The 24,637-nt window shown below is 70.4% G+C and carries 19 protein-coding genes and 1 pseudogene; 6 read left to right on the top strand and 14 right to left on the bottom strand.

Features of this window, described 5'->3' with window-relative positions:
- Position 1: 1 nt before the first annotated feature.
- From nrfD to SYV04_RS37220, 8 genes are all read right to left on the bottom strand, one after another.
- Complete coding sequence (nrfD, locus tag SYV04_RS37255; protein WP_321550805.1) at positions 2-1,444, bottom strand: NrfD/PsrC family molybdoenzyme membrane anchor subunit; 1,443 nt, start codon at positions 1,442-1,444, stop codon at positions 2-4.
- Between the two features lie 2 nt (positions 1,445-1,446).
- On the bottom strand, positions 1,447-4,746 hold the full coding sequence (locus tag SYV04_RS37250) for a TAT-variant-translocated molybdopterin oxidoreductase (protein ID WP_321550825.1): 3,300 nt from the start codon (positions 4,744-4,746) through the stop codon (positions 1,447-1,449).
- Positions 4,743-5,405, bottom strand: coding sequence for a cytochrome c3 family protein (locus SYV04_RS37245; protein WP_321550804.1), 663 nt, complete (start codon positions 5,403-5,405; stop codon positions 4,743-4,745). The genes SYV04_RS37250 and SYV04_RS37245 overlap by 4 nt, the downstream gene beginning before the upstream one ends.
- A gap of 472 nt (positions 5,406-5,877) precedes the next feature.
- Positions 5,878-6,243 carry an HNH endonuclease gene (locus tag SYV04_RS37240; RefSeq protein ID WP_321550803.1) on the bottom strand — a complete coding sequence of 122 codons (366 nt, stop codon included), beginning with the start codon at positions 6,241-6,243 and terminating at the stop codon, positions 5,878-5,880.
- Positions 6,244-6,247: 4 nt separating this feature from the next.
- Complete coding sequence (gene pdeM / locus SYV04_RS37235) at positions 6,248-6,901, bottom strand: ligase-associated DNA damage response endonuclease PdeM (protein WP_321550802.1); 654 nt, start codon at positions 6,899-6,901, stop codon at positions 6,248-6,250.
- On the bottom strand, positions 6,871-9,384 hold the full coding sequence (locus SYV04_RS37230; RefSeq protein WP_321550801.1) for a ligase-associated DNA damage response DEXH box helicase: 2,514 nt from the start codon (positions 9,382-9,384) through the stop codon (positions 6,871-6,873). The genes pdeM and SYV04_RS37230 overlap by 31 nt, the downstream gene beginning before the upstream one ends.
- Complete coding sequence (locus SYV04_RS37225) at positions 9,371-10,966, bottom strand: ATP-dependent DNA ligase (protein ID WP_321550800.1); 1,596 nt, start codon at positions 10,964-10,966, stop codon at positions 9,371-9,373. The genes SYV04_RS37230 and SYV04_RS37225 overlap by 14 nt, the downstream gene beginning before the upstream one ends.
- Before the next feature lie 2 nt (positions 10,967-10,968).
- Complete coding sequence (locus tag SYV04_RS37220; RefSeq protein WP_321550799.1) at positions 10,969-11,991, bottom strand: ligase-associated DNA damage response exonuclease; 1,023 nt, start codon at positions 11,989-11,991, stop codon at positions 10,969-10,971.
- Between the two features lie 299 nt (positions 11,992-12,290).
- Between SYV04_RS37220 and SYV04_RS37215 the strand changes: the two genes are divergently transcribed.
- The 3 genes and pseudogenes from SYV04_RS37215 to SYV04_RS43835 all read left to right on the top strand — a co-directional run.
- Complete coding sequence (locus tag SYV04_RS37215) at positions 12,291-13,784, top strand: anthranilate synthase component I family protein (RefSeq protein WP_321550798.1); 1,494 nt, start codon at positions 12,291-12,293, stop codon at positions 13,782-13,784.
- Complete coding sequence (locus SYV04_RS37210) at positions 13,781-14,344, top strand: anthranilate synthase component II (protein WP_321550797.1); 564 nt, start codon at positions 13,781-13,783, stop codon at positions 14,342-14,344. The genes SYV04_RS37215 and SYV04_RS37210 overlap by 4 nt, the downstream gene beginning before the upstream one ends.
- A gap of 3 nt (positions 14,345-14,347) precedes the next feature.
- Positions 14,348-14,503 (top strand): annotated as a pseudogene (locus SYV04_RS43835) (COR family subclass B1 metallo-beta-lactamase); the annotation flags it as partial.
- Between the two features lie 7 nt (positions 14,504-14,510).
- On the opposite strand, the gene trpA reads toward SYV04_RS43835, so the two are convergent.
- From trpA to aroF, 6 genes are all read right to left on the bottom strand, one after another.
- Positions 14,511-15,302: a tryptophan synthase subunit alpha gene (trpA, locus tag SYV04_RS37205; RefSeq protein ID WP_321550796.1), complete on the bottom strand. Its 792-nt coding sequence runs from the start codon at positions 15,300-15,302 to the stop codon at positions 14,511-14,513.
- The gene (gene trpB, locus SYV04_RS37200; protein WP_321550795.1) at positions 15,299-16,510 is read right to left on the bottom strand and encodes a tryptophan synthase subunit beta; all 1,212 of its coding nucleotides are present in this window, start codon (positions 16,508-16,510) and stop codon (positions 15,299-15,301) included. The genes trpA and trpB overlap by 4 nt, the downstream gene beginning before the upstream one ends.
- Complete coding sequence (locus SYV04_RS37195) at positions 16,507-17,154, bottom strand: phosphoribosylanthranilate isomerase (protein WP_321550794.1); 648 nt, start codon at positions 17,152-17,154, stop codon at positions 16,507-16,509. Before SYV04_RS37195 ends, trpB begins: the two co-directional genes overlap by 4 nt.
- Positions 17,151-17,930: an indole-3-glycerol phosphate synthase TrpC gene (locus SYV04_RS37190; protein WP_321550793.1), complete on the bottom strand. Its 780-nt coding sequence runs from the start codon at positions 17,928-17,930 to the stop codon at positions 17,151-17,153. Before SYV04_RS37190 ends, SYV04_RS37195 begins: the two co-directional genes overlap by 4 nt.
- Before the next feature lie 92 nt (positions 17,931-18,022).
- Positions 18,023-19,039, bottom strand: a complete 1,017-nt coding sequence (gene trpD / locus SYV04_RS37185) for an anthranilate phosphoribosyltransferase (protein ID WP_321550792.1) — start codon at positions 19,037-19,039, stop codon at positions 18,023-18,025.
- Between the two features lie 6 nt (positions 19,040-19,045).
- Positions 19,046-20,071 (bottom strand): 3-deoxy-7-phosphoheptulonate synthase, encoded by a 1,026-nt coding sequence (gene aroF / locus SYV04_RS37180; RefSeq protein ID WP_321550791.1) that lies wholly within the window; start codon positions 20,069-20,071, stop codon positions 19,046-19,048.
- Positions 20,072-20,295: 224 nt separating this feature from the next.
- On the opposite strand from aroF, the gene SYV04_RS37175 reads away from it, so the two are divergent.
- The 3 genes from SYV04_RS37175 to SYV04_RS37165 are packed head-to-tail and all read left to right on the top strand — an operon-like array spanning position 20,296 to position 24,630.
- Positions 20,296-20,928: a CPBP family intramembrane glutamic endopeptidase gene (locus SYV04_RS37175; RefSeq protein ID WP_321550790.1), complete on the top strand. Its 633-nt coding sequence runs from the start codon at positions 20,296-20,298 to the stop codon at positions 20,926-20,928.
- Between the two features lie 19 nt (positions 20,929-20,947).
- Positions 20,948-22,879, top strand: coding sequence for a serine/threonine-protein kinase (locus tag SYV04_RS37170; RefSeq protein WP_321550789.1), 1,932 nt, complete (start codon positions 20,948-20,950; stop codon positions 22,877-22,879).
- Positions 22,880-22,896: 17 nt separating this feature from the next.
- Positions 22,897-24,630: a serine/threonine-protein kinase gene (locus SYV04_RS37165; RefSeq protein WP_321550788.1), complete on the top strand. Its 1,734-nt coding sequence runs from the start codon at positions 22,897-22,899 to the stop codon at positions 24,628-24,630.
- The last annotated feature ends 7 nt before the right edge of the window (positions 24,631-24,637 follow it).

Below are 24,637 nucleotides of genomic sequence, written 5' to 3'. Positions count from 1 at the left end.
GCTAGTGGGCTCCGTGGGTGAGGGTGCCGGCGGCGGCGGTCTCCGCGCCGTGCTCACCGTGGTGGTGGGCGGCATGCTTGAGCTCCAGCTGCAGCTCCTTCACCTCGCTGATGGCCACCGCGGGGATGAACTTGAGGAACAGCAGGAAGAGCGTGCCGAACAGGCCCAGCGTGCCGATGTAGATGGACCAGTCCACCCAGGTGGGGCTGTACATGTCCCACGCCGAGGGCAGGAAGTCCTGGTGCAGCGAGGTGACGATGATGATGAAGCGCTCGCACCACATGCCGATGTTCACCATGATGGAGGCCACCCACATGATGGGGATGCTGGTCCGGCACTTCTTGAACCAGAAGATGTTCGGCGTAATCACGTTGCAGGCGATCATCAGCCAGTACACGCCGGCGTAGGGGCCCCGGGCGCGGTTCACGTAGAAGGTCCAGATCTCGAACTGGCTCTGCGAGTACCAGGCGATGAAGTGCTCCATCATGTACCCGTAGGACACGATGAGGCCCGTCGCGAGGATGACCTTGTTCATGTTCTCCAGGTGCCGGTCGGTAATCACATCGCGCAGGCCCATGTACTTGCGGGCCGGGACGATGAGGGTGATGACCATGGCGAAACCGGAGAACACGGCGCCGGCCACGAAGTAGGGCGGGAAGATCGTCGCGTGCCAGCCGGGCAGCAGCGACACGGCGAAGTCGAAGGACACGATCGTGTGCACCGAGACCACCAGCGGCGTGGAGAGGCCGGCCAGCAGCAGGTAGGCGATCTTGTAGTTGTGCCAGTGACGGCCCGAGCCACGCCAGCCGAGGCTGAACATGCCGTAGAGCACGCGCTGGAGCTTCGTCTTCGACGAGTCACGCAGCGCGGCCAGGTCCGGAATCAGGCCCACGTACCAGAACAGCGCCGACACCGTGAGGTAGGTCGAGATGGCGAACACGTCCCACACCAGCGGCGAGCGGAACTGCGGCCACGCGCCCAGGGTGCTGGGGTACGGGAAGAGCCAGAAGGCGAACCAAGGACGGCCGGTGTGCAAGAGCGGGAAGAGGCCCGCGCACATCACCGCGAACAGCGTCATCGCCTCGGCGAAGCGGTTGATGCTGGTGCGCCACTTCTGCTGGAAGAGCAGGAGGATGGCGGAGATGAGCGTACCGGCGTGGCCGATACCCACCCACCAGACGAAGTTGATGATGTCGAAGGCCCAACCCACCGGCTGGTTGTTGCCCCACACGCCGATGCCGTTGATCAGCGTGTACGTCACGCCGATGACCAGCAGGCCGAGGGCCGACAGGGTGCAGCCGAACAACATGAACCAGCCCTTGCCGGGCTTCTGCCAGACGTAGTCCAGCAGGGTGTCGTTCAGCGTCCTGTCGTCGTGGTGCGGCGGGACGAGATGCCGAGGCTCGAGCGGATCGAGCGCGGCGTTGGCAGCGGTCTCGGCCATGGTCAGTGCTCTCCTTCGTGCGCCTTGGGCGCTTGAGCCAGGGCGGGATTCGGGTTGCGCAGGCGCACCAGGTGAGCGGTGCGCGGCTGGGTGCCCAGCTCGTTCAGCAGCTTGTAGTAGCGCTCGTCGGTGTGCAGAGCGGTGACGCGGGCCGCGTCGTCATTGAGCGAGCCGAAGGTGATGGCTCGGGTGGGGCACGTCTGCTGGCAGGCCGTCTGCAGCTCGCCGCGCTGCTTGCCGTCCCTGTCCTCGAAGGTGATGGGGCGGTTCTCGACGCGGGCGCTGATGCGCACCCGCTCGATGCGCTGGACGCAGTAGGTGCACTTCTCCATCACGCCGCGGTTGCGGACCGTGACGTCCGGGTTCATCAGCATCTTCTCCGTGGGCGTCTTGCCCTTGGAGTAGTGCAGGTAGTTGAACCGGCGGACCTTGTAGGGGCAGTTGTTGGAGCAGTACCGCGTGCCGACGCAGCGGTTGTACACCATCTCGTTGAGGCCCTCGTCCGAGTGGACGGTGGCGTTCACCGGGCAGACGTACTCGCAGGGCGCCTTCTCGCAGTGGACGCACATCACCGGCTGCATGACGATCTGCGGATCCGCGTCCGGCGAGGCCTTGTTGGCGTAGCCGCCCTCGAAGATGCCCTGGCCGGTGAAGTAGCGGTCGATGCGCAGCCACTGCATCTCACGGCTGCGGGCCACCTGGTCCTTGCCCACCACCGGGATGTTGTTCTCGGCCTGGCAAGCCACCACGCACGCGGCGCAGCCGGTGCAGCGCGACAGGTCGATGGCCATGCCCCACTTGTACTCGTCCTTCGGGTACGGGAAGGGGGGCAGGTTGTTGTAGCGGTTGCCCGGCGCGTCCAGGTCCCCGCGGGTGCGGTGCAGGGCGGTGAAGGCCGGGTTGTCGTGGGGCTTGATGGACTTGTTGTCCCGGTTGCCCCACTCCTGCAGCGTGAAGTCCAGGGCCACGGGACGGCCGGCCGTGCTCCAGTGCTGCTGGGTGGACACGAGCTTGTGCGTCTTGCGCGTCTTGGTGACGGTGGCGCCGCTGTCGAACCAGGGCGCGTTCACGCTGCGCAGCAGGTTGGCGTTGAAGCCGATGTCCTTGGCGGACGTCTCGTGCAGGCCGGTGCGGCCGTAGCCCAGGGGCAGGGTGATGGCGCCATCGGCGTGGCCGGGGAGGATCCACACGGGGACCTCCAGCTTGCGGCCGCCGTAGCTCAGCTCCACCACATCGCCGACCTCGACCTTGAGCTCCTCGGCCGACTTGGGGCTGATGAGGGCCGGGCTGTCCCAGACGAGCTTGGTGATGGGGTCCGGCAGCTCCTGCAGCCAGGCGGAGTTCGCGAAGCGTCCGTCGAAGACCTTGTAGTCGGCGACGAAGTTGATCTCGAACTGGCCGGCGGCCACCGGCTGGGGCGGGGTGTAGGCGTTGATGAGGGCGGTGGCGCCGTCCGGGTTGCCCGCGGCCTCCACGGCGGCGGCGGTGGTGCCGGCGATGATGCCCTCGGAGACGAGCGTCTCCCACTTGGACTCGAAGTCCCCGGCCGCCTGCGGCTGGCCGCGCCAGAAGTCGCGCAGCAGCTGGTAGGAGGGGCGGAAGGGCTCGTCCAGGAAGAGCGCCAGCAGCTCGGACTCCGGCACGCCGTTGAAGAGCGGCTGGATGAGCGGCTGGGCGATGGAGACGGTGCCATCGACGGAGCGACCATCGCTCCACGTCTCGAGCTGGTGGGCGGCCGGAACGAACCAGTCGGTCAGCGCGGAGGTCTCGTCCTCGTAGAGCGAGGTGTAGAGGACCGACAGCTTCGTGCGGTTGGGGTTCTTCGCGGGGTCCAGCGCGTCGGCCAGGCCCGCGTCCACCGGCAGCGAGTACACCGGGTTGAAGGCGGTGATGACCAGCGTGTCCACGCGGCCGGCCTTGATGTCCTCGGCCAGCTCACGGACGCTGGCGAAGCCCGCGGGCTCGGTGGTGGTCGGCACGAAGCGCACCGTCTTGCCCACGTTGCCCAGCGCCACGTTGATGGCGTAGGCCAGGGCATGCACCGCGGCGGGCTGGCGCTCACCGGCCAGCACCACGCTGCGGCCCGCGGCGCCGCGCAGGTCACCCACGATGGCCTCGACCCACTTCTGGGCGGTGGCCGGCACGGGAGCCTTGGAAGCGGCGGCACCCGCCGCACCCGCGGCCGCGCCACCCAGGGCCTGGGCCACGGCGGCGGCCAGGCCGAAGATCTCCTGGGACTTCACGCGCAGGCGGTGGTCCGCCATGCCGCCGGTGATGGAGTAGCGCGTCTCCGCCACGTAGAGGCGGTTGAGGTTCTTCGCGTCATCCCTGCGGTCGGCGAACTGGCGCGCGTAGGCGAGGTTGGCCGGGCGGGCCTCGAGGAAGTCCGCGTCCAGCGAGAGGATGACGTCCGCGTTGGTGAAGTCGTAGAGCGCGGTCAGCGGCTGGCCGAACACCGCCTGGGCCGCCTCGAGGGAGGGGTCCTGGGTGATGGGCGCGTAGCTGTGGAAGCGCGCGCTGGGCAGCTTCTGGCGGATGCGGTCGCGCAGGTGCCCCATGAGCGGCGAGTTGAGGGGCTCGGTGAGGAAGCGCAGCCGGGCGCCACCATCGGAGGCGGTCGCCTTGTTCACCAGCGCGGAGATGTCCTCACCCAGCGTGCGCAGCGAGCGCGGCGCCTTGCCCTGGCGCAGCACGCGAGCGCGCTGCGGGTCATACAGGGAGATGAGGAACGCCTGCTCGAAGGGACCGGCGGCGCCCTGGTTGATGGGGTGCTGGGGGTTGCCCTCGACCTTGACGGGGCGACCCTCGCGGGCGGTGATGAGCAGGCCGGAGGTGTGGCCGGCGAACGTCATGCCCGAGGCGTAGTGCAGCGGGTTGCCGGGGGCGAGCTCCGGCGGCGTCTTGGTGAAGGGCACCAGGCGCTCGTCCGGGGGCCGCGTGCTGCAGGCGGTCGCGCCGGCCAGCGCCAGCGAGGCGCCGATGAGCTGCATGAACTCACGGCGGGCCACGCCGGTGGGCGGCAGGTCCGCGCCCTCGGGGAACTCGGGGCCCACGGTCTCGAGGTACTCGGGCTTGCCGAGCCGCTCCTCGAGGCTGCGCCAGTAGGTGCGGCCATAGCCACCCTCGTTGGCCACGCCCGCCGAGGCGGCATGGTCCAGCGCCGCGCCGACTTCGTCATGCGCGTGCGGGTGGTCGTGGTCGTGGTCGTGCTCCTGTGCTGCTGCCGGCCGGTCCGAATACACCGGGAGCGCGAAGGAGGAGGGAGTGTCCTGCGACGGAGCGCCGTCGTTCTTCGGGATCATCGGTGGCATGTGGTGCAGCTCGTGCGCGAGTGAACGTTGTAGTCCTTGGCCAGCTGCTCCCCGAGCTCGTGAGCCTTCTGGGGGTCAGCGGGCGGGGCCCAGGTCATGCTGGTGATGAACTCCTGCGGCCGCAGGTTCGGCTTGGGGTTGCGGTGGCAGTCGAGGCACCAGCTCATCGTGAGCGTCGAGTGCTGCTCGATGGCGGCCATCTGGTCCACGCGGCCGTGGCAGGTGGCGCAGCCCACGCCCTTGGCGACGTGGATGGAGTGGTTGAAGTAGACGAAGTCCGGCAGGTTGTGGACGCGCACCCAGGGGATGGGCTGGTCGGCGAAGAAGGCCTTGCGCACCTCGGTGAGGTACGGGCTCTTGTTCCAGACCTGCGCGTGGCAGGACATGCACACGGTGGTGGAGGGGATACCCGCCGAGGGCGAGTTCTCCACCGTCCAGTGGCAGTAGCGACAGTCGATCTGTTCGTCACCGGCGTGGTGGCGGTGATCGAACTCGATCGGCTGTTCGATGGGGCGCTGCTGGCCAGTGACGTGAGGCGAGCGCACGTACGCCATCAGGCCGCCGATCGCGATTGCGGGGACGGCGAGGAGTGCCGCGGCGGAAGCCCGCGACACCGTATTCGTCCAGCGAGGGAAGAGAGGGCCGCTCATACCAGGACCAGGGGCAAGCAGGGGACAGCACAGAGACGCGACAGGGAGGAAAAGAGGCCTCGCCGGGAGGCAACGGCACACGGCGGGAGGCAAAGAGGGTTCATCTCGTCGATGTGATCAGCGGGACGCTCGAGGCGTGCGTGAGGCATGGCAATCACGTTCACAGTCGACGACCAAATCCTGAAGAGATGCCGAGGGCGGGTCCCTCCTCCTGCACCCGACCCAACGCGGCGCGGGACCATCGACCATCGACTCCCCACTGTCAACCTTCTTTCGTTTCCCAAGAAACCCGCGAGGTGGCGAATAGCACGGCGGCACGCGCGACGTGCAGCGCAGAGGGGCTCGGGCGATGAAGTGCGCTTCTGGCGAGCGGAAGCGTCGGTGAATCGGCGGCGATCAGCGGCGCGCGCAGTGCTCGAAAGGGAAGCCACCAGCAGCCGGTTTGATGCGGCCCATCAGCCAGGGCGCTTTCTCAGTCGGGCTCGGGGGCGTCCGGGTCCCGCCAGCGCTCGCGGCGGCGCTCCTGGAGGCGGGCCACCAGTTGCTGGGCGCGCGCATCCTTATGATAGCGGGGGTCGTGCCGGGTGCCCTTGCCCTGGTTGCAGCGGGCGCAGGCCAGGCCGAGGTTCTCCAGGGAGTCGGTGCCGCCGTGGACCCGGGGGATGATGTGCTCGATGGTGGCCCGGCTGATGGGCTCGCCGGTGAGGTCCACCATCAGGTGGGCGTTGCAGTGCAGGCACTTGCCGAGCCACACCTCGCGGCCCCGGAAGTCGGCGCGCTCGAAGGTGGAGTCCGTGGCGATGATGTCGAGGACGCGGCGGCGCTTGGAGGCACTCACGGACCTACACCTCGACCACGGCGGTGTCGGCGATGGCGAAGATGCGCTCGCCCGGGCGCCGGGTGACGTTCACGCCCCCCGTGAAGGCGCTGAATGCAGGGAGTATGCCGACCTCGGGCCCGACGTGGAAGCAGGGCAGGCGCACCCGGTCCTTGCCCAGGGGCAGGCGCACCACGGGGTGGAGGTGGCCGGCCCAGAGGTAGCGGCCTGTCGCGGGTTCGGGGTGGTGGGCGAAGCGGAAGGGGCCCTCGTCCGTGTGCTCCTCCTGGACGTCGATGCGCCACTCGGGGGGCAGGAGCTTGAGGTGCCGGTCGTGGTTGCCTCGGACCAGGACCATCTCCACGGCGTCATGGCCTGCTCGCCAGGTGGCGATGCGCTGGGTGACGGCGGGGGTGATGCCGCGCCGGGAGTGGATGAGGTCTCCCACGAGGAGCAGGCGCCGGGCCCCGGTGCGGTGCAGGGCTTGGGACAGGCGCTTCAGGTCGTCCTCCAGCACGCCGGTGGGCAGGGGGATGCCGTGCTGCTGGAAGCTCTCGGGCTTGCCCCAGTGCAGGTCGGCCACGGCGAGCAGCCCGGCTCGAGGCCAGTACAGGCCCCGCTCGGGCAGCAGCTCCAGCTCCGTTCCGCTCAGGCGGACCTGGCATCCTCGCGTTGCCATCGCTCCTTGAGGCGCTGTACCCGATCCAAGAGGGACTCATTGGAGAGGCTCGCGCTGATGCGCTCGACGACGAGCGGGAAGGCCAGCGGCGTGGGCCGCCGGACGTGGACCAACTCCAGGGGAGAGCGCTCCAGGCGCTCCAGGGTGGCGGTGAGCCGGTTCTGCTCGAACTGCTGCTCCAGCACCTCGCGTCTGGCCTGGGTGAGCAGCAGGTTCTCCGGGTCGTATTTGAGGAAGACGTCGTAGAGCAGCGAGGCGCTGGCCTGGACCTGGCGCGTGGACTTCCGGGCGCCCGGCAGCCCCGGGAGGATGAGCCCCGCCACGCGCGCCACGTCCCGGAACTGGCGCCGCGCCAGCTCGCTCAGGTTGACGCTCTCGAGGATGTCCTCCACCAGGTGCTCGCGGGTGAAGAGGGCGGGGCGCAGCACCTCCTCATAAGGAAAGAAGTCCGGCGAGAGGAACTCGATGCCGTAGTCGTTCACCGAGAGGCTGAAGGTGGCCTTGCGCAGGCGGGTGAAGCGCAGCGCCAGCAGGGCCGCCAGGCCCTCGTGTACCAGCCTCCCCTCGAAGGGGTAGAGGAAGAGGTGGTAGCCGTCGCGCGTCTCGCACTCCTCGGCGAGGCAGGTGCCCTCGGCGGGGATGCGTGAGAGCTTCGCCTGCGTGTCGAGCACCGGCCAGGCGGCGGCAAGCTCCTCGGCGGTGACGTCTCCCTGGCGAGCACCGTTCAGGGTGCGGCGCACGGCGGCGGCCAGCGAGCCGGAGATGGCCAGGCGGCTGCCCATCCAGCGCGGCGTCTGCGTGGGCTTGGTCTTGGCGGGCTTCACGTACGCCGTCATGTCCTTGAAGCGGCTGAACTCCAGCCGCTTGCCCGCGAAGAGGAACGTCTCTCCGGGCCGCATCCGGCTGATGTACGACTCCTCGATGGAGCCCAGGCGGGCGCCGTTCCAGTAGCGCAGCTGCACCGTGGCGTCCGAGGTGATGGTGCCGATGTTGAGCTTGTGCATCCGGGCGATGCGCGCGTCGGCGACGACGAAGCGGCCCTCGTGCTCCACCACGCGGCGGAACTCGGGGTAGGCCTTGAGGGTGGGGCCGCCCTCGCGCACCAGCGCCAGCGTCCACTCGAACTCCTCGTCGGTGAGGCCCTGGTAGCTGGTGGCCTCGCGCACCTCGGCGCGCATGGCCTCGCGGGTGAAGCCTCCGCCCATGGCGCAGGTGACGAGGTGCTGGGCCAGCACGTCCAGCGGCTTGCTCAGGGGCAGGCGGGACTCGACCTCGCCACGCTGGAGCGCCTCGCGCGCGGCGGCCATCTCCACCAATTCCAGGGCGTGGGTGGGGACGAAGAGCAGGTGGCACGTGGCTCCGGGGCGGTGGCCGCTGCGGCCCGCGCGCTGGAGGGAGCGGCCGATGCCCTTGGGGCTGCCCACCTGCACCACGCGCTCCACGGGGCCGAAGTCCACGCCCAGGTCCAGCGAGGAGGTACACACGACGATGCGCACCGAGCCGTCCTTGAGGCCTCCTTCCACCCGCTCGCGCTCCTCGCGGTCGATGGAGCCGTGGTGGAGGGCGAGTTGCTGCTCCCACTCGGGGCGGGCGAAGCGCAGGCCCTCGAACCAGCGCTCCGCCTGGGAGCGGGTGTTGGTGAAGAGGAGGGTGGAGCGAGCCGGGTCGAGCCAGGCCGCCACCTTCTCCAGCATGGCGAAGCCGAGGTGCCCGGCCCACGGGAAGCTGTCCACGCTGTCGGGCAGCAGCGTGCTCACCTCGATGGGGCGCTCGATGTCTGCGCTCAGGACGGTGGGCGTGGTGAGCGGGCCCACCACGGCCCGCGCGGCCTGGTCGAGGTTGGCGAGGGTGGCGGACAGGGCCCAGGTGCGCACGGTGGGGGCGAAGCGGCGCAAGCGCGCCAGGGCCAGCTCCATCTGCGTGCCGCGCTTGGTGCTCAGCAGCTCGTGCCACTCGTCGACGATGATGGCGCGCAGGCCCGCGAAGCGCTCGGAGGCCTGCTCACCGGCGAGCAGCAGGGAGAGCGACTCCGGGGTGGTGATGAGCACCTCGGGCAGCCGCTCGCGCTGGCGCTGGCGCACGGAGGAAGAGGTGTCTCCGGTGCGGCTCTCCACGGAGATATCCCCGTCGAGCACGGCCAGCGGCTCGTTCAGGGCCAGCTCGATGTCGCGGGACACGGCGCGCAGCGGCGTCACATAGAGGATCTGCAGCCCCTTGCGTCCACCCTCGGCCACGTCGGCCAGAGGACCCATATAGGCGGCGTACGTCTTGCCGGCGCCGGTGGGGACATGGATGAGCCCGCTCTCGCCGCGCGAGTAGGCCTCCCATGCGTGCTCCTGGAAGGGGTAGGGCGTCCATCCGCGCTCGCGGAACCAGGCGCGGAGCCTGTCGAGCGGCTTGCCCTCGGGCTTCGGGACAGAGACGAGGGGCCTGGCCCCGCGCTTCTTGGCCCGGGAGGTCCCCTTGCGCCTAGTGCTGGGCATGGAGCAACTCCTTGAGGCGATCGAGGGTGTCGGCGTCCTGTGGCTTCTTGTCCAGGCGCCAGCGGGCGATGCGCGGGAAGCGCAGGGCGATGCCCGACTTGTGTCGAGGCGAGGAGGCGATTCCCTCGAAGTGCAGCTCGAAGACCTGCTCGGGGGACACGGAGCGGACGGGACCGAACTTCTCGCGCGTGTGGGCGCGGATCCACCGGTCCAGCTTGGAGATCTCCTGGTCGGTGAGCCCCGAGTACGCTTTGGCCACGGGCAGCAGGTCCTGCCCGTTCCACACGGCGAAGGTGTAGTCCGTGTAGAGCGAGGAGCGGCGCCCGTGCCCAGGGTGCGCGTAGAGCAGCACCGCGTCCACGGTGAACGGATCGATCTTCCACTTCCACCAGTCGCCGCGCTTGCGCCCGTGCTGGTAGGTGGACTCCAGGCGCTTGAGCATGAAGCCCTCGACGTTGCGCTCGCGCGACTCCTGCCGCAGCAGGGCCAGCTCCTCCCACGAGTCGGTCTCCACCGGAGGCGACACGGTGAAGCCGCGTTTGTCCTTCAGCAGGGCCTCCAGTCGTGCCCGGCGCTCGCGCAGGGGCTTTCCCCGGAGGTCCTCTCCGTGCTCCTCCAGCAAGTCGTAGGCGATGAACGTGGCGGGCGCCTCGCTGAGCACCTTGGCCGTCAGCTTCTGTCGGCCGATGCGCCGCTGCAGCCGGCTGAAGGGCAGGGGCTTCCCGCTCTCGTAGGCGAGCACCTCTCCATCCAGCACCGTGCCCTCGGGCAGCGCCTCGGCGGCGTGGGTAATCTCCGGGAAGCGCTCGGTGATGAGCTCCTCGCCTCGGCTCCACAGGTACACGCTGCCCGCTCTTCGGATGAGCTGGCCGCGGATGCCGTCCCACTTCCACTCGATGAGCCAGTCCTTCATCTCGCCCAGCGACTCCGCCGGCTGCTCCAGCGGCGAGGCCAGATAGAAGGGGTATGGGCGGGACGCATCCCCGTCCGACACATCGGGCGAGATCAGCTGCTCGAAGAACTCACGCGAGGGAGACCAGGTGCCCATCAGCCGGTGGGAGAGGGTGGCCGGCGGCAGCTCCGCCACCTGAGCCACGGCGCGCACCACCAGCGTGTCCGAGACGCCCACGCGCAGCTCTCCGGTGAGCAGCTTGGTGAGCAGGAACAGCTCGCGGCGGGGCAGCACCTTCCACCAGGACAGCACCTGCTCACGCTGATCGGCGGGCTCCAGCTCGCGCAGGGGCAATAGCCGCTGCTCCAGCCACCAGGACAGGGGCATCTCCTCCGGCAGGGCGGGGCGCTCGTACTGGTCCAGCATCAGGGCAATGACCTCCGCCAGGTCCCCCACGGAGGCGTACACCTCGGCGAAGAGCCAGTCGGGGATGTCCGTCAGCTCCTGCGTCCACTGCACCAGCACCTTGGTCGTGAGCAGTCGCTTCAGGCGCCGGCCGGTGAGGAAGTACAGGGCCCAGGCCGCGTCCTGGGGAGGCGCCTCCCGGAAGTAGCGCACCATCGCCTCCACCTTGGCGTTGGTGGAAGTGGTGGAGTCCAGCGCGTCATAGAGGTCCGCGAAGCGTCGCATGCTCAGTCCTCCGCCTCGCCCTCGAAGGGGGTGGACAGCGGCGCGGCATCCAGCCCCTTCTCGCGCAGGTAGCGCGCCAGCTGCTCGCTGTAGCCGTGGGTGGCGAGCACCCGGCTCGCCTGGGTGTCCTCCACCGTCTGGAGCAGCTCCGGCCAGTCCGCGTGGTCCGAGAGCACGAAGCCCCGGTCGAAGCCGCGCCGGCGCCGGTTGCCACGCACGCGCATCCACCCCGAGGCGAATGCCGTGGCCGCGTCCCCGAAGCGGCGCATCCACGTGGAGCCGCCCGCGCTCGGCGGTGCCAGCACCAGCGCTCCCGTGAAGGAGGCGCCCTTCTCCGTCTCCGAAACGAGCTGCGTGGGCACCATCGCCACACCCGCCTCGCGGTAGCAGCCCACCAGGCCATTCACGGCGCCGTGGATCAACACGGGCCGGTCCGTGAGCCGCGCGAGTTCTCCGAGGATGCGCTGCGCCTTGCCCAGCGCGTAGCAGAACAGCACCGAGGCACGCCCCGCCTCGCGGTTGCCGTCCCACCAGCGCAGGATGTCCTCGGCCACCAGGCGCGGGTCATCCCAGCGGTAGATGGGCAGCCCGAAGGTGGCCTCGGTGATGAAGGTGTCGCAGCGCACCACCTCGAACGGTGTGCAGGTGGGGTCCGGCGTGCGCTTGTAGTCGCCGGAGACGATCCACACCTCGCCCCGGTGCTCGATGCGGATCTGCGCGCTGCCGAGCACATGGCCCGCGGGGTGGAAGCTCACCGTGACGTCGCCCACGGCGAGCCGCTCTCCGTACTCCAGCGTGGCCAGCTCCGAGTCCGCGCCCAGGCGCTTGCGCAGCAGCCCCTGTCCGGCCCGGGCGCCGAGGTAGCGCCGGCTGCCGCCCCGGGCGTGGTCGCCATGGGCGTGGGTGATGAGGGCCCGGTCCACCGGGCGCCACGGGTCGATATAGAAGTCCCCCGGCGGGCAATAGAGGCCCTGGGGTGTCACCGAGACCAGCGGCGGTCTGTCCTGGAACGGGTAGGCACCCAAAGCCCCATTTGATTAACGACGTGATAGGTAGGTGGCCACGGAAGGGGGCACGCGGGGAATTCGCTACCCCGAAGCCCAAGCGAGCAGGCAGCGGCTCGACGGCCCTCCACCCTTCCTGATAGGTAGGAAAGGGAAGAAGTGGGAGCGGGGGGCGTTGTGGGGGGACTGTCGCCCTTTCCACATTTCGCCGGGCGGGGGAGACTTGGCTGTCAGCTCGCCAAGAGAGCCCTGCCCCCGGGTGGGATTCACGCGGCGCTGCAAAGAGCCCTCTCATGCACGGAGAGGGGAGAGCGAAGACCATGAACGCACAGGAGCGGAAGGCGGCGTACCGCCAGCGCGCGGAGAAGGGCGAGGCGGTCCCCGTCTCGGTGGATCTCCCTTCGGATCTCGACACGCCGCTGTCGGCCTACCTCAAGCTGGGCCCGGGCCCTCGGGGGTTCATCCTCGAGTCGTGTTACGGCGGCGAGCGCTTCGGGCGCTACAGCCACGTGTGTACCGCGCCCACGGGTCGTGTCCGGCTGGATCGCAACGGGGGCACGCTGTGGCGCGGCGAGCGCGAGGAGCGTCGCGACGGCAAGCCGCTGGAGGTGCTGCGCGCGCTGTGGCGTGAGCTGGCGGTGACGGCGCTGCCGGGCGAGGCGCCCTTCCTCGGCGGGCTCGTGGGCTACATGGGCTACAACTGCGCATCGTGGTTCGAGCGCCATGTGCCGGATCGGCACCCGAATGACTTGTCGTTCCCGGACTCCGAGTGGCTGCTGTGCGATGAGTTCGTCACCCACGACACGCGCACCCAGTCGCTCCGGCCCACGGTGATCGCTCGGCCCGCGCTGCACGGCAGCGTGGCCCTGGCGCTCAAGGACGCGGAGGAGCGCGCCGAGGCCATGGCCGAGCGCCTGCGCAAGCCGCTGCCCCCGGAGGCCTACGCGGCGGCGCCGAAGATGCGCGGCGAGCCGGAGACGGTGGCGCTCTGGGACCGGGCTGGCTACGAGGCGGCGGTGGAGCGCGTGAAGGAGTACATCCGCGCGGGCGACTGCATGCAGGTGGTGCTGGCGAGGCGCTTCGAGACGCGCGGCACGCCGCCGCCGCTGAGCCTCTACCGGGCGCTGCGGCGGGTGAATCCCTCGCCGTACCTCTTCCTGGTGGAGCTGGGCGAGGCGCGGGCGCTGGTGGGGGCCTCGCCGGAGCTGCTGGTGCAGGTGCGCGACGGGGACCTCGTGGTGCGGCCCATCGCCGGCACCCGCCGCCGGGGCGCCACCGAGGTCGAGGACCAGGCGCTGGAGAAGGAGCTGCTCGCGGACGAGAAGGAGCGCGCCGAGCACATGATGCTGTTGGACCTGGGCCGCAACGACGTGGGGCGCGTGGCGGCGCCGGGCACGGTGCGCGTCGAGGACCAGATGGTCATCGAGCGCTACAGCCACGTGATGCACATCGTCTCGCAGGTGCGCGGGAAGATGGGCGCGGGGTACGACGCGCTCGACGCGCTGGCGGTCACGTTCCCGGCGGGCACGGTGTCGGGCGCTCCGAAGATCCGGGCGATGCAGATCATCGACGAGCTGGAGCCGATGCGGCGCGGGCCCTACGCGGGCGCGGTGGGCTACCTGTCCTTCTGCGGCACGCTGGACGTGGCCATCGCGCTGCGGACCTTCTTCGTGGATGGGGACCGGACGCTGTGGACGGCGGGCGCGGGGCTGGTGTCCGACTCGGTGCCGCGGCTGGAGGCGGACGAGACGGAGGCCAAGGCCCGGGCGCTCGGCGCCGCGCTGAAGCTGGCTCGCGAGGGAGGTGGGCGATGATCCTCGTCATCGACAACTACGACTCGTTCACGTTCAACCTCGTGCAGCTCCTGTACACGCTGGGCGCCGAGGTGAAGGTGGCGCGCAACGACGAGATCGACGTGGCGGGCGTGCTGGGCTCGGGGGCCTCGCACGTGGTGGTGTCTCCGGGCCCGTGTACGCCGTATGAGGCGGGGGTGAGCATGGCGGCCATTCGGGAGGCGCGCGTGCCGGTGTTCGGCGTGTGCCTGGGCCACCAGTCCATGGGCGCCGTGTTCGGCGGCAAGGTGATCCGGGCGCCCGCGCCGATTCACGGCAAGACGTCTCCGGTGAAGCACGGCGGGACGGGCCTCTTCACGGGCATGTCCCAGGGCTTCCAGGCCGGGCGCTACCACTCGCTGGTGGTGGAGGCTTCGACGCTGCCTGCGGAGCTGGAGGCCACGGCGTGGACGCCGGACGGTCTCATCATGGGGCTGAAGCACCGGGAGCGCCCGGTGGTGGGCGTGCAGTTCCACCCGGAGAGCGTGCTCACGCCCGAGGGCCCCACGCTGGTGAAGAATTTCCTCGAGGGCCGCTACTGAGCGGATGCTGACCTGAGCGCGTGGCTAGCGAGCCTCGACCAGACGCGTGAGCGGTTCCCCACCGCGCGCATCGTGGTTCCGGGCCACGGCGCTCCGGGTGGGCTCGAGCTCCTGAGCCACACCCAGGCGTTGCTTCGCGGCGCAGCCACTCCGCGCTGAGGGGACCTCAGCGCTTCAGGCCCTGCTTGATTTCAGCGCAGAGCTTCTTCGCCGCGGCAGGGCCATCAGTGTGGGCCGCGCGCACCAGGGCGCTGCCCACCACCACACCGTCCGAGTGGGCCGCCAGCACGCGCGCCTGCTCCGCCGTGGAGATGCCGAAGCCAGCCACCACCGGCACCGGAGAGCTGCGCCGCACCAGCTCCAGCCGCGAGGACAGGTCCTTCGGCAGATCGGCGCGCATGCCCGTCACTCCCGCCACGGACACGCAGTACACGAAGCCGCGCCCCTCCTTCGCGATGGCCTCGGCTCGCGCCGGCGGCGTGGTGGGCGCGCACAGCGGGATGAGCGCCATCCCCACCGCGTCGAACGCGCTGCGCAGGTCTCCGCTCTCCTCGGGCGGCAGGTCCGGGAGGATGGTGCCGGACACGCCCCGCTCCCGCGCCAGCTTCGCGTAGCGCTCCACGCCCATCGCCATGATGATGTTGACGTAGGTCATGACCACCAGCGGCGTCTCCGGGCAGCGCTTGCGCACCGCCGGCACCACCTCGTCCAGCACGCGCTGGAGCGTGGCCCCGGCCTTCAGCGCCCGCTCCGAGGCCCCCTGGATGACCGGGCCGTCCGCGATGGGATCGCTGAACGCCACGCCGATCTCCAGCACGTCCGCCCCACCTTCCACCATCGCCGCGAACACATCCACCGAGCGCGCCAGGTCGGGGTCTCCCGCCATGGCGTACGCCACCAGCGCGCCCTCACCCCGCGCCTTCGCCCGCGCGAAGGCCGCTGCAATCTCTCCGCTCATGGCTTCCCCTCGTGGCCCGTGGCCGCCGGAATGCCCTTCGATGCGATGGTCGCCACGTCCTTGTCGCCGCGACCCGAGCAGTTGATGACCAGGTGCTTGCCCTTGCCCAGCTCACGCGCCAGCTCCGCCGCGCGCGCGAACGCGTGGGACGTCTCCAGCGCCGGCAGGATGCCCTCCGTGCGCGCCACCTCGTAGAAGGCCCGCAGCGCCTCGTCGTCCGTGGCGGTGCGCACCTCCATCCGGCCCTCCTTGGCCATGTGTGCCAGCTCCGGGCCCACGCCCGGGTAGTCCAGACCGGCGGAGATGGAGTGCGCCTCCTGGATCTGCCCGTTCGCGTCCTGGAGCACCAGCGAGCGCGTGCCGTGGAGCACGCCCTCCGTGCCCAGCGTCAGCGAGGCGCCGTGCTGCCCCGTGTTCAGCCCGTGGCCTCCGGCCTCCACGCCCACCAGCCGCACCTCTTTGTCCCCAAGGAACGGGTGGAAGATGCCGATGGCGTTCGAGCCGCCGCCGATGCACGCGGTGATGGCGTCCGGCAGCCGCCCGAAGGCCGCCTTCGTCTGCGCGCGCACCTCGTGGCCGATGATGGATTGGAAGTCCCGGACGATGGTGGGGTAGGGGTGCGGACCCGCCGCGCTGCCGATGACGTAGTGGGTGTCCTCCACCTGTGCCACCCAGATGCGGATGGCCTCGTTCATCGCGTCCTTCAGCGTCTTCGAGCCCGACTCCACCGGCCGCACCGTGGCGCCCAGCGCGCGCATGCGGAAGACGTTGAGCGACTGGCGCTCCACGTCCAGCGCGCCCATGTACACCTCGCACGGCAGCCCGAAGAGCGCGCACGCGGTGGCCGTGGCCACGCCGTGCTGCCCCGCGCCTGTCTCCGCGATGATGCGCTTCTTGCCCATCCGCAGCGCCAGCAGCACCTGGCCGATGGTGTTGTTGATCTTGTGCGCGCCCGTGTGCGCCAGGTCCTCGCGCTTGAGCCACACGTGGGCGCCGCCCCAGGCCGCGGTCAGTCGGTGTGCCGGCGTCAGCGGCGTCTCGCGCCCGACGAACTCCTTCAGCACCCGCGCCACCTGCTCGCCGAAGGAAGCATCCGCGCGTGCCGCCGCGTAGGCCGCCTCCAGCTCCAGCAGCGCCGGGACGAGCGTCTCCGGCACATAGCGGCCGCCGAAGCGTCCGAAACGGCCCGTGGAAGTCTCCGTGCTCATGTCTGTTGCTCCCCGAAGTTCACTGCCTTGGCGGCGCGGATGAAGTCCCGCACCGCCTTCGCGTCCTTGATTCCCGGGCTCGCCTCCACCCCACTCGCCACGTCCACGCCGTACGGCCGCGTGGCGCGGACCGCCTCCGCCACGTTGGACGGGTTCAGCCCGCCCGCCACCAGCACCGGCACGCCCGCGTCCGTGAGCTGGGCCACCAGCGACCAGTCGAAGGTGACGCCACCGCCGCCGTACCCGGGTGCCGCGCCGTCCAGGAGCAGCGTCGTCACATCCCCCGCACCGATATAGGTGCGGGCCTTCGCCACGTCCTCCGGCCCACGGACCCGCAGCGCCTTGATGACGGGCACGCCGAAGCCAGCGCAGGCCTCGGGCGGCTCATCCCCGTGCAGCTGCACCACCGTGAGGCCGCACTCGCGCACCCTCGCGCGGATGACGTCCGGAGCCTCGTTGACGAACACACCCACCACCGCGCCCAGCCCGGGACGGGTGCGCGCCAGGGCCGCCGCCGTGGCGGGCTCCACGTAGCGTGGCGAGCGCGGGTAGAAGTTCAGCCCCAGCGCGTCGGCTCCCGCGGCCCAGGCCTCCCGCGCATCCTCCAGCCGCGTCAGCCCGCAGATCTTCACCCGGACGCTCACGCCCCCGTGCCTCCCACGCCCAACAGCCTCGCCAGCGCCCGGCCGGGCTCCGCGTCCCGCAGCAGCGACTCGCCCACCAGCACCGCGTCCGCGCCCGCCGCCCGCGCCGCCGCGAAGTCCGCCGCCGTCTTCAGCCCGCTCTCGGACACCAGCACCCGCGCCCGCTCACGCAGCTTCGGCATGACTCGCAGCGCCGTGGCGATGTCCGTGCGCAGCGTGGCGAGATCTCGATTGTTGATGCCCACCAGCTCCGCGCCCGCCGCCAGCGCGCGTTCGGCGTGCGCCTCCGTGTGCGCCTCCACCAGCGCGGCCACTCCGCACGCCTTCGCGGTGGCAACCATCTCCCGCATCAGCCCGTCCTCGAGCGCATCCGCGATGAGCAGCACCGCGTCCGCGCCGATCGCCGCGCTCTCCTCCACCTCTCGCGGGGCGACGAGGAAGTCCTTGCGCAGCACCGGCAGCGACACCGCCGCCCGCACCTGCTCCAGGTCCGCCAGGCTGCCGCCGAAGTCCACGTCGTCCGTGAGCACGCTGATGGCGCTCGCGCCCCCGGCCTCGTAGCCCCGCGCCACCTGGACGAGGTCCTGGTGCGGGAACGGGCCGCCCGAGGGGCTCTTGCGCTTCACCTCGGCGATGACGTTCACCGCCCGGCCCGGGTGCCGTTGGAGCAGGGCCGCGGTGAAGTCCCGCGTCGGAGGACGGATCCGCGAGCCCTGGGGCGGGCGCGCGGCGAGCTCCCGGCGCTTGCGCGCGAAGATGTCCGCGAGGAGGTTCATGCCGGGTTCTCCAAGGGCCGGAGCCCCAGGGGGATGCGGGGCTTCCCCCGCACCCTAGCCCTCTGCCCGGAGGAGAGGGGACTTTTCACGGCTCACGCCACGGATCCCTGGATGAGCGCCGCCAGCTTGCGCGCCGCCGCCCCGGAGTCGATGGCCGCCTCGGCTCGCTCCACACCCTCGCGCAGGTCCACCGCCTGGCCAACCACCACCAGCGCCGCCGCCGCGTTGAGCACCACCGCCGTGCGTACCCCCGAGCGCTCACCCGAGAGCAGCGCCCGCAGAATCCCCGCGTTCTGCTCCGCGTCTCCGCCCGCGATGGCTTCGCGAGGCACCCGCTCCAGGCCCGCGTCCTCCGGCACCACGGTGAACATGCGCACCGTGCCGTCCTCGCGCAGCTCCGCCACGTCCGTGGGGCCGCAGGGCGTCACCTCGTCCAGCCCGTCCTGCCCATGCACCACCCACGCGCGCCGGCTGCCCAGCCGCCCCAGCACCCGCGCCGTCTGCTCCAGCCGCTCGCCAGCGAACGTGCCCAGCAACTGGTAGCGCGCCCCCGCCGGGTTCGTCAGCGGCCCCAGCAGGTTGAAGAAGCTGTGGAAGCCCATCTCCCGCCGCGCCTGCGCCACGTGCTTGAGCGCGCTGTGGTGCGACGGTGCGAACAGGAAGCCCACCCCGTGCTCGTCGATGTCCCGGGACACCGCCTCGTGTGCCCGCTCCATGGGCAAGCCCAGCGCCGCCAGCACGTCCGCGCTGCCGCAGCGGCTGGAGACGGCCCGGTTGCCGTGCTTGGCCACCGTCGCCCCAGCCCCCGCGGCCACGAAGGCCACCGCCGTGGAGATGTTGAAGGTATGCGCCCCGTCGCCGCCGGTGCCGCACGTGTCCAGCACCACCTCCGCCCTCGGAGACAGCTTCGCCGCGCGGGTGCGCATGGCCTCCGCCGCCCCAAGGATTTCGTCCTCCGTCTCGCCCTTCATCCGCAGCGCGGCCGCCAGCGCGCCCACCTGGGCCGCCGTCGCCTCGCCCGCGAGCATCAGCCCCATGACGGCGGCCATCTCCTCGCGGGTGAGGTCGCGCCGGCTCAACACCTTGCCCAGCGCCTCCTTGAGCGTCATTGGCCTCTACCCCAGCTTGGCCACGTCGCGGCCGAGCGCTCCGGCGATGGCGCGCACCTCGTCCATCGCCTTCTCGAACTCCGTGAAGTCCAGCGACTGGTGCCCGTCGGAGAGCGCCCGCGGCGGATCCGGATGCACCTCGACGATGATGCCGTCGGCGCCCACCGCGATGGCCGCGCGCATCATCGCCGGCACCGCCTTGCGTACGCCGATGCCGTGCGACGGGTCCACGAACACCGGCAGGTGGCTCAGGGACTTGAGCATCGGCACCGCGTTCAGGTCGAGCGTGTTGCGCGTCATCGTCTCGAAGGTGCGGATGCCGCGCTCGCAGAGGATGACGCGGGTGTTGCCCTTGGCGACGATGTACTCGGCCGCCATCAGCATCTCCTTGATGGTGGCGCTCATGCCGCGCTTGAGGAGCACCGGCTTGCGCGTGTCGCCCACCGCCTCCAGCAGCGAGAAGTTCTGCATGTTGCGCGCGCCGATCTGGAGGATGTCCGCCGTCTCGGCCACCTGGGCCAGCGTCGCGGTGTCCTTCACCTCGGTGGTGACGAGCAGGCCCGTCTCCTTGCGCGCCTCGGCCAGCAGCGACAGGCCGTCGTTCTTCAGGCCCTGGAACTCATAGGGGCTGGTGCGGGGCTTGAACGCGCCGCCTCGCAGCATGGTGGCGCCCGCCTTCTTCACCGCCTGCGCGGTGCCGACGATCTGCTCGCGCGTCTCCACCGAGCACGGGCCGGCGATGACGTGGATCGTCTTTCCGCCCACCGTGAGGTTGCCCACCTGCATCGTGCTGTCTTCGGGCTTCACCTCGCGGCTGACGAGCTTGAAGGGCTGGGAGATGGTGATCGCGTCCGCGACGCCGGGCAGCACCCGGAAGGGCTCGGGCTCGACGGCGCCCTTGTTGCCGGTGATGCCGATGGCCGTGCGTGTGCCTCCGGGGATCGCGTGCGGCGCCCAGCCTCGGCGGCGGATCTCCTCGTTGACCCGTTCAATGTCCTGAGGCGTTGCATCCGGTCGCATTACGATCAGCATGGGGGCACCTGTCTCCGAAGTCCGCCGGGCTTTCCGACGGTGATGGCACAAGCAAACCGCGGGGGACATAGGCGGGAAGTCTCCCCACCTGTTGAGTCACCTACGGTTCTTCCAACAGTGTCTCTTGTGCTCGTCCGATAAATCAAGTCACGTTGAACGGTTCTCCTGTCGATGTATAGAGCACGGGAGGTCCGGAAATTCCCGTGACGAGAGGTGGAGAAGGTGTGAGTGAGCGTCCCACGCACCTGCCCTGGCTGCTGGCGGCCAGTCTCGCCGCGGCGGTCTGGGCGGTGCTCGTCCACCTGAACCCCTCCGGCTCCTGGGCCCTGCAGAAGGTGTTCTGCGCGGGCTGGCTGGCGCTCGCCTGGAAAGCGCTGGGGCCCGGGGAGCGACTCCGGGTGCGGCCCACCCTCCGGGAGGTGCTGCTGGGAGTGGGGGTCGGGGTGGGGATGGTGGCGATCTCCGCCGGGCTGACGTGGAGCGTGTGCGTGGGTTCGGAGCTGGCCCTCTGCGCGCCCGCGAAGACCCTGGCCGCGCGAGCAGCCGAGGTGCAAGTCGGCTCCATGGTGGGGATCGGGCTGATCATCGTGCCGGCCGAGGAGCTGTTCTGGCATGGCGCCGTGCATGGGGCGCTCCGGCCGAGGGTGGGGCGGGCGGGGAGCGCGGCCCTGTCCACGGCGCTGCTCAGCCTGTCCTACCTCGGGGTTGGAGAGTGGGAGCTGGCGCTGGTGGTGCTGCCCACGTTCCTGGTGTGGGGGCTGCTCACCGAGTGGCGCCGCAACCTTGTGAGCGCGTGCGTGAGCCACGCCCTGTGGACGCTGTCGATGATTCCGCTCATGGCCAGAGCCTTCGGTTAGCATCCGGCCCCATCCAGCCATGAGCGAAGACAACAAAACCCAGCTCGCGGGGCAGGTTACCGACTCCCCAGCCAAGTCTCCCGCGCTGCACATCACCCCAGGCATGGTGCTCAAGGGCACCTACCGCATCGACGCCGAGCTGGGCAGCGGTGGCATGGGCACCGTCTTTCGCGCCACGCACCTGGGGCTCGAGAAGATCATGGCGGTGAAGGTGCTCTCGCCGCGCGCCGTCTCCACGCCTGACAGCCTCGCGCGCTTCGAGCGGGAGGCGAAGGTGGCGGGCAAGGTGAACCACCCGGCGATGACGCACGTCATCGACTTCGGGGTGGAGCAGGGCACCCCCTACATCGTCATGGAGTTCGTGGCCGGCAAGGAGCTGGCCGACATCATCGAGCGCGAGGGGCCCATGCCGCCCCGGCGCGCGGTGGCGGTGATGCGGCAGATCGTCTCGCTGCTGCGCGCCGCGCATGCGCTGGGCATCGTCCACCGCGACCTCAAGCCGGCCAATGTGAAGGTGCTCCACGACGCGGCGGACGAGAGCCAGCTGTTCGTGAAGGTGCTCGACTTCGGCGTCGCCAAGGTGGTGGATGACGTCTCCGGGCAGTTGACCAGCGAGGGGATGCTGGTGGGCACGCCGGCGTACATGGCGCCCGAGCAGATCTCCGGCAAGCCGATCGACGGACGCACGGACCTGTACTCCGCCGGCCTCATCTTCCACGAGATGCTCAGCGGCACGCGGGCCTTCAAGGGCGAGACGATCGCGCGCCTGTTGTTGGCGCAGCTGAACGATCCGCCTCCGGCGTTGACGGTGCCGGTGCCGGACATCGTCCGCCAGACTTTGCAGAAGTTCTACGAGAAGCGCCCCGAGGACCGCTTCCAGGACGCGGCGGAGGCGGACCGCGCGCTCATGGCCTGCGAGGACGTGCTGCGCCCTCCGTCGGCGAACCTCGTGGCGGCCGCGGTGCTGCCGCAGTCCAGCGACTCCACCAGCGGGGTCCGCACGCTCACGCTCCACCCGAATCCCGTCGAGGCGGACGCCGCGAAGAAGCCCCCCTCGTCGGTCGCCTTCTCGGACTCGCTGGTGAAGGAGGGGAAGTCCATCGAGGAGCCCGCGCTCGTGGCCCCGCCGGCGCCGGTGGTGGTGGTTCCGGAGCCCGTGCCCGTGCCTGTGAGCCCGCCTGTTCCCCCCGTGCCCGTGGCCCCGCCACCGCAGGCCGTCCAGCCCAGGAGTTCCTCGGGGAAGGGGACGCTGTTCGCGGTGTTGGGGGTGGCCTTCGTGCTCCTGGTGGGAGGCCTGGGCGGCGCCGTATGGGCGTGGACGAGCGGTCGGCTGGCGGGAGTCATTCCCTTCGCGCCCACTGGGGATCGGGGCACGCCCACGGACTCGGGGAGCACGGGAAGCGAGCCCGTCGCGACCCGGCCGTCCACGGACCCAGGCCAGCCCACCGAGCTCACCGAGCCGCAAGAGCCCGTGAAGAACGAGCCCCCGCCCACGGAGCCCGAGCCCACGGTCGTCGCGGGGACGGAGACGCCCACGGAGACTCCGGAGGCCCCGGAGACGGCGCCCACGGATGACCCGCAGGGAACCCCGGAGACCGGGGAGGCAGCGGGCGATGCGCCCCAGGGTGAGGACACGCCGGTCGCGGAGGCGGTGGCTCCGGGCTGCTACACCGTCGTGGTGGCGTTCGAGTCGAGCCGCGACGGGGCTGGAAAGTACGAGCCCTGGATGCCTCGGTCGGTCGATTCGCGGACGCCCATCAACTGCTCCGCCGTGCCGAAGTTTGGCGAGATCAACAACGCGCAGGGGCTGTACGACCACTGGCCCGACTCGCCCTCGGAGAAGCTCCTCTATTCGAAGCCTCTCTCCTTCCAGCCCGAGAAGAAGGGTGAGCCGAACACCCGTAGGATGGTGGTGAAGGCCTATACACGGGTGTCCGAAGGCACTCGCTGAGCAGGGGCGCGCGGCGCATGAGCGAAGACGACAAGACGCACTCGAGGATCGGGGCGGCGGCCTCGCTTGCCCTGCTGGACTCGGGGAGGGTCGGCCCGGGGACGGTGCTCAAGAGCACCTACCGCATCGAGGCCGAGCTGGGCAGCGGCGGCATGGGCACCGTCTTCCGCGCCACGCACCTGGGGCTGGACAAGACCATGGCGGTGAAGGTGCTCTCGCCGCGCGCGGTCGCCTCTCCCGAGAGCCTCGCGCGCTTCGAGCGAGAAGCGAAGGTGGCGGGCAAGGTGAACCACCCGGCGATGACGCACGTCATCGACTTCGGGGTGGAGCAGGGCACTCCCTACATCGTCATGGAGTTCGTGGCGGGCGTGGAGCTGGCGGAGCTCATCTCGCGGCACGGAGCCCTGGCGCCCCGGCAGGCCGTTGCGGTGATGCGGCAGACCGTCTCGCTGCTGCGCGCCGCGCACGCGCTGGGCATCGTCCACCGCGACCTCAAGCCCTCCAACATCAAGGTGATCGAGGAGGCTCCCGATAACGGGCAGCTCTTCGTGAAGGTGCTCGACTTCGGCATCGCCAAGGTGGTGGGCGACATCGCCGGGCAGCTGACCAGCGAAGGGATGATGGTCGGCACGCCGGCGTACATGGCGCCCGAGCAGATCTCCGGCAAGCCGATCGACGGGCGCACGGACCTGTACTCCGCCGGCCTCATCTTCCACGAGATGCTTGGCGGTGTGCGCGCGTTCCAGGGAGAGACCATCGCGCGCATCCTCCACGCGCAGATGACGGAGCCGCCGCCGCCTCTCGCGCTCCCTCTGCCGGACGTGGTGCTCCAGACGCTGCGGAAGTTCTACGAGAAGCGCCCCGAGGATCGCTTCCAGGACGCGGCGGAGGCGGACCGCGCGCTCGTGGCCTGCGAGGAGGCGCTGCGCTCGTTCTCCGCGGCTTCGGCAACAGGCTCCGGGCCACTGCCGCGTCCCGCGCCACTCCAGGGCTCGCCCTCCGAGGTGTTCTCCGCCACGATGCGGCGTCCCGAGTCGGCGGAGCTCTCGAATCCACCTCCAGCGGCCACGCCCGCTCCCTCGCCGCTCGTCACCCCGCACCGACCGGCTCCCGCGATCGCGACGGATCGGCAGCCCGCCCCCGCCATCGGGGTCCAACGGCCGCTCACGCCGATGCCGCCCGGGGTCCATGGGCCGCATCCTCCAGGGCCGGGAAGGCCTGTCCCCGCTCCACCGGTGCGCTCCTCGGGCGCGGCGAAGGGGTGTCTCATCGCCGTGCTGGCCGTGGGGGTGATGGTCTTCATCGTCGGCGTCGGAGCCATCCTGTGGGTCGTGGAGAGCGGCATCCTCAATGAGCTCGATGAGGGCTCCGCCCATGACGATCCCCATGCGTACGCGGGGCCGACCGCCTACCCCATGGGGGTCGTGCCCCAGGAGGCTGTCCCGCCCCAGGACCTGATGGCCCCAGGCTGCTACGTCTCCGAAGTCACGTTTGGCTCCACTCGGGACGAGTCGGGCCACTACGGGCCGTGGGACCTCCTGGAGGTGGGCTCACGCTCGCCAGTCTCCTGTGACTCCGTGCGCGCGAAGAAGCCGAGCCGCGACGAGCAGGAACTGCTCGAGGCCTGGCCCTCCGAGGAGCAGATCCTGCGGATGCAGGTGCTCTCCTCCATGCCGCACTCGCCGGATGACCCGGACACCCGACGCAAGGTGGTGCGCGTCCACACGCGGATGTCCGAGGAGCTTCCCTGAGTCAGCC

Origin of the sequence: Hyalangium ruber, from assembly GCF_034259325.1 — a bacterium.
GTDB classification, from domain to species: domain Bacteria; phylum Myxococcota; class Myxococcia; order Myxococcales; family Myxococcaceae; genus Hyalangium_A; species Hyalangium_A rubrum.
The sequence above is the reverse complement of the archived record's forward strand: the minus strand, read 5'-3'. Positions and strand labels throughout refer to the sequence as shown.

Bases quoted from the DNA above. Each gene is read 5' to 3' on its own strand.
- nrfD (WP_321550805.1), bottom strand. From the start codon at position 1,444: ATGGCCGAGACCGCTGCCAACGCCGCGCTCGATCCGCTCGAGCCTCGG.
- SYV04_RS37250 (WP_321550825.1), bottom strand. From the start codon at position 4,746: ATGATCCCGAAGAACGACGGCGCTCCGTCGCAGGACACTCCCTCCTCC.
- SYV04_RS37245 (WP_321550804.1), bottom strand. From the start codon at position 5,405: ATGAGCGGCCCTCTCTTCCCTCGCTGGACGAATACGGTGTCGCGGGCT.
- pdeM (WP_321550802.1), bottom strand. From the start codon at position 6,901: ATGGCAACGCGAGGATGCCAGGTCCGCCTGAGCGGAACGGAGCTGGAG.
- SYV04_RS37230 (WP_321550801.1), bottom strand. From the start codon at position 9,384: ATGCCCAGCACTAGGCGCAAGGGGACCTCCCGGGCCAAGAAGCGCGGG.
- SYV04_RS37225 (WP_321550800.1), bottom strand. From the start codon at position 10,966: ATGCGACGCTTCGCGGACCTCTATGACGCGCTGGACTCCACCACTTCC.
- SYV04_RS37215 (WP_321550798.1), top strand. From the start codon at position 12,291: ATGAACGCACAGGAGCGGAAGGCGGCGTACCGCCAGCGCGCGGAGAAG.
- SYV04_RS37210 (WP_321550797.1), top strand. From the start codon at position 13,781: ATGATCCTCGTCATCGACAACTACGACTCGTTCACGTTCAACCTCGTG.
- trpA (WP_321550796.1), bottom strand. From the start codon at position 15,302: ATGAGCGGAGAGATTGCAGCGGCCTTCGCGCGGGCGAAGGCGCGGGGT.
- trpB (WP_321550795.1), bottom strand. From the start codon at position 16,510: ATGAGCACGGAGACTTCCACGGGCCGTTTCGGACGCTTCGGCGGCCGC.
- SYV04_RS37190 (WP_321550793.1), bottom strand. From the start codon at position 17,930: ATGAACCTCCTCGCGGACATCTTCGCGCGCAAGCGCCGGGAGCTCGCC.
- trpD (WP_321550792.1), bottom strand. From the start codon at position 19,039: ATGACGCTCAAGGAGGCGCTGGGCAAGGTGTTGAGCCGGCGCGACCTC.
- aroF (WP_321550791.1), bottom strand. From the start codon at position 20,071: ATGCTGATCGTAATGCGACCGGATGCAACGCCTCAGGACATTGAACGG.
- SYV04_RS37170 (WP_321550789.1), top strand. From the start codon at position 20,948: ATGAGCGAAGACAACAAAACCCAGCTCGCGGGGCAGGTTACCGACTCC.
- SYV04_RS37165 (WP_321550788.1), top strand. From the start codon at position 22,897: ATGAGCGAAGACGACAAGACGCACTCGAGGATCGGGGCGGCGGCCTCG.